Genomic DNA, 3366 nt, shown 5'->3' with positions numbered 1-3366 from the left:
TGTGGACGATCACGTAATTCCCCATGGCTGCGGTCACGTAATTCCCCAGGGGCCGGCTGGGTAAGGCGGTCCAGGCGGGCCGCCGATGTCAGTCCGATGCCGTGCGCTCGGTCGGGAGCGAGAGGCGGATGCGGCGCCGTGCCGGGTCCACTTCGGCGATCTGCGCCGTCAGCTCGTCACCGACCCGGATACCGCGGTCGCTGCCGAGCCGCGACAACTCGGAGCTGTGGAGTAGGCCATCCATCCCGTCGTCAACGCTCACAAACACGCCGAACGGGACCAGCCTCGTGACGCGTCCCCGCAGGACGCTGCCGACCTGATCGACCCAGGCCAGCCAGGGGTTGGGCTGCAGAGCGATCAGGGACAGGACAGCCTGCCCCCGCATCTCGGCGTCGATGGCGAGGACCGCCGCGGTCACCCGCTGGCCAATCGTCACGACCTCGTCGCAGGAAGAGATCCACTTCCAGGAGACCTCCGGCGGTGGAATGAAGCCCACCGAAGGCTCGGGGGCTCCATCAAGGTCGACGACCACGCCGAAGGTCTCGCTCGCGGTGACTACCCCCGTGCGTTCTTCACCGCGACGGAGTGTCGCGAGGAACACTTTCAGCGCCGGGGAAGGAAGCGGATAGGTCACGACTGCGACCCTATGCCACCCCTACTTCAGTGGGCGACCGGCTCTCTCCTGATGGTCGCCAGCGGCTGACGTGGGGTTCTTGGGGCGTTTGTTCGGTCGGTAGCTGGGTCCGTTCATGATGACCTGGTGGCTGGTGTTGATCAGCCTGTCCAGGAGCGACTCAGCGACGACGGGGTTGGGGAAGAGCGGATACCAATCGCTGGGAGCGCGGTTGCTGGTGATGATCAGGGACCGGCCCTGACGTTCGCTGACCAGTTCGTAGAGGTCGTCGGCCTGGGCCGCGGTGAGCTGGCGCATCGCGAAGTCGTCCAGGATGAGCACGTCCGGGCGGACGAGCTCGCGGATCCGCTTGTCCCAGGTGCGGTCCGCGTGGCCGCCGGCCAGGTCTGCCAGGATCCGGCTGGTCTTGGCGAAGCGGACGTTGGCGCCTTGGCGGACGGCCAGGTGACCGAGGGCCTGGGCCACGTGTGTCTTGCCAACGCCGACTGGTCCGAACAGAATTACGGACTCGCCGGCGTGCAGCCAGCGTAGGGCGGCCAGGTCGCGGATCTGGGCCGCGGGCAGCTTCGGGGAGGCGGTGAAGTCGAACTCCTCCAGGGTGGCCTGCTGCTCGAACCTCGCTTTCTGCAGGCGCCGTTGGAAGGCGACGGTCTCGCGGCGGGTGATCTCGTCCTGACACAGGATCTGGAGGAAGTCCAGGTGGCCGAGCTCGCCGCCGTGGGCCTGGGCCAGACGGGCGTCGAGGGTCTCCAGCATCCCGGACAGCCGAAGCGTCTTCAGGGACTCGCGCAGGGCGGTGTCCATCACGCTCATCGCACGGCCTCCTCGGCGTCGTCGCGGCCCTGGTCATCGCGGAGTTCGTTCGCGGTCTGGGTGGGGATGGCGGAGGCGAACAACTGCTGGGGCCCGTGGAGGAAGGCCGCGGCCCCGGCGTCGCCGGTCTCCGGCTCGGGATCGGTCTCGGTGCCGGCGATCAGGATGCCCTTGATCGTGCGGTAGGACGGGTCACCGACCGTGATGGCCTTGGTGCAGGCAGCCTCCAAGCGCTGGTCGCCGTACTTCTTCCGCAGCCCGAGGATCCCCTGGGCCGCGCGGAGCCGGTAGAGCGCGTTGACCTCCAGCAGCTGGTCGATCACCTCGCGGCAGGCGTCCCCGACCTCGGCCGCCTGGGTGCGGCACCAGATCGGCGTCTTCATCTGGAAGGCGATCTTCTCCGGCGGGTAGTCGGTTCTGTCGGTGCGTTTGCCCTGGTCCAGGGTGGCGTGGGTCTTGACCAACCCGCCCTCGTGGAAGACCTGGACCATGGTGGCGGTCGAGCGGACGTCGACGCGTCGCCCGATCAGTTTCCAGGGCACCGAGTAGAGGGTGCGGCCGACCTTGATGTGGATGTCCGGGCCGACGGTGGCGGTGGACCAGCGGGCCAGCACGAACGGCGCGTCCGGCAGCGGCAGCAGGGTCTCGGCCTCCACGGCCTCGAACACCGACAGCGGACTGGCTCCTCCCAGGGGTCGGCACTGCCGCCGGCCTGCCACGTTCATTGCCCAGGTGATGGCCTCGGCCTGCATGCGTTCGATCGAGGTGAACTGGCGCCCGCTCCAGAACGAGTCGCGGACGTATGGCATCGGCCGTTCGACCCGCGGCTTGTCCTTGGGATGCGAGGCTCTCGCCGGGTCGACCAACGCGCCGTAGTAGGTGGCGAGTTCGGCATACGCCTTGTTGATCTTAGGGTCGTAGAGGTCGGGCTTGTCGACGCCCGTGCGCAGGTTGTCCGGCACCAGCCGGCGCGGGGCGCCTCCGAAGTAGCGGAAGGCCTCGACGTGGGCCTCAGTCCAGGTGTGCTGGTCCATGTGGACGACCGGGCGGACGAACATGTGCCGCGAGCAGGGCAGGACCATCACGAACGCCCAGATCCGATGCCGCTTGCCGGTTGCCGGGTTGATCCACTGCCCCAGGAAGCCGTAGTCGATCTGGGCCTCCGAGCCCGGCTCGACGTCGTCCCGCAGCACAGTGACCTTCGACCTGACCGCCTCGTCCGGCAGGTTCGCGTGCACCCAGCGGCGGAAGGACGAGATCGAGGCCTTCAACTTTCCTTCGTCACGGAGGCGTTGGTGGATCGTGCTGACCGTGGACGTGCCCAGCAGGCTCTTGATGTAGTCGCGGTGCTGGTCGATCTCGGGCCAGGTGATCTGGTTCAGCCGGCGGCTGGCGAGGTCCGGGAACCAGCTCTTGATCAGCTTCGCCCAGTCCGCCTCGCTCATCGGAGGCCCGCCCGGGGTGATACCGGCAGCCTCCGCCGGCCCCAGATACTTCCTGATCGTCTTGCGATCCAGCCCCAGCGACGCGGCCACCTGACTCTTCGAGCGGCCCGCGTACCAGTGGACGTAGATCTCGATGATGTCGACCACGGTGAACGTTCTCCTTGCCATCCGGTGTGTCCGTCGACCTCTCGGTCCGAAGATCGAGGAACACGGCACCTTCGCGATGGCCGGGCCCTCGACCCGGACTCCGGCATGCCCATGGGGAATCAGGAGAATCTGGCTGGATCACTACCTAACGCTCAAACCACCCCAACCAGCGAATGTCGTGCACTGATCATCCGACCTGGGAGGCCGGGCGCCGGCGGACGGGACACCCCTCGACCGCCGTCCCCATGGGGAATTGCGTGAACGTCCGGGTGGGGAATTACGTGACGCCGACACCGCTCCAGGCGGGGAATTCCCTGATCGCCGACA

Annotated in this window: 3 protein-coding genes; all 3 read right to left on the bottom strand. The window is 67.5% G+C overall.

The window, feature by feature from the left end; all coding sequences use genetic code 11:
* Positions 1 to 88: 88 nt before the first annotated feature.
* The 3 genes from ACGF0D_RS44075 to istA are packed head-to-tail and all read right to left on the bottom strand — an operon-like array spanning position 89 to position 3039.
* On the bottom strand, positions 89 to 634 hold the full coding sequence (locus ACGF0D_RS44075) for a S1 RNA-binding domain-containing protein (RefSeq protein WP_392926191.1): 546 nt from the start codon (positions 632 to 634) through the stop codon (positions 89 to 91).
* 21 nt (positions 635 to 655) lie between these two features.
* A complete protein-coding gene (istB, locus tag ACGF0D_RS44070) occupies positions 656 to 1447 on the bottom strand; it encodes an IS21-like element helper ATPase IstB (RefSeq protein WP_392926189.1) in 792 nt (263 codons plus the stop codon).
* Complete coding sequence (gene istA, locus ACGF0D_RS44065) at positions 1444 to 3039, bottom strand: IS21 family transposase (protein WP_392926193.1); 1596 nt, start codon at positions 3037 to 3039, stop codon at positions 1444 to 1446. The genes istB and istA overlap by 4 nt, the downstream gene beginning before the upstream one ends.
* Positions 3040 to 3366: the final 327 nt, after the last annotated feature.

The organism is Kitasatospora sp. NPDC048298, from assembly GCF_043201465.1.
Classification (GTDB): Bacteria; Actinomycetota; Actinomycetes; order Streptomycetales; family Streptomycetaceae; genus Kitasatospora.
Note: the sequence above shows the minus strand (reverse complement) of the source record. Positions and strands in the feature narration are given on the sequence as shown.

Bases quoted from the DNA above. Each gene is read 5' to 3' on its own strand.
- istB (WP_392926189.1), bottom strand. From the start codon at position 1,447: ATGAGCGTGATGGACACCGCCCTGCGCGAGTCCCTGAAGACGCTTCGG.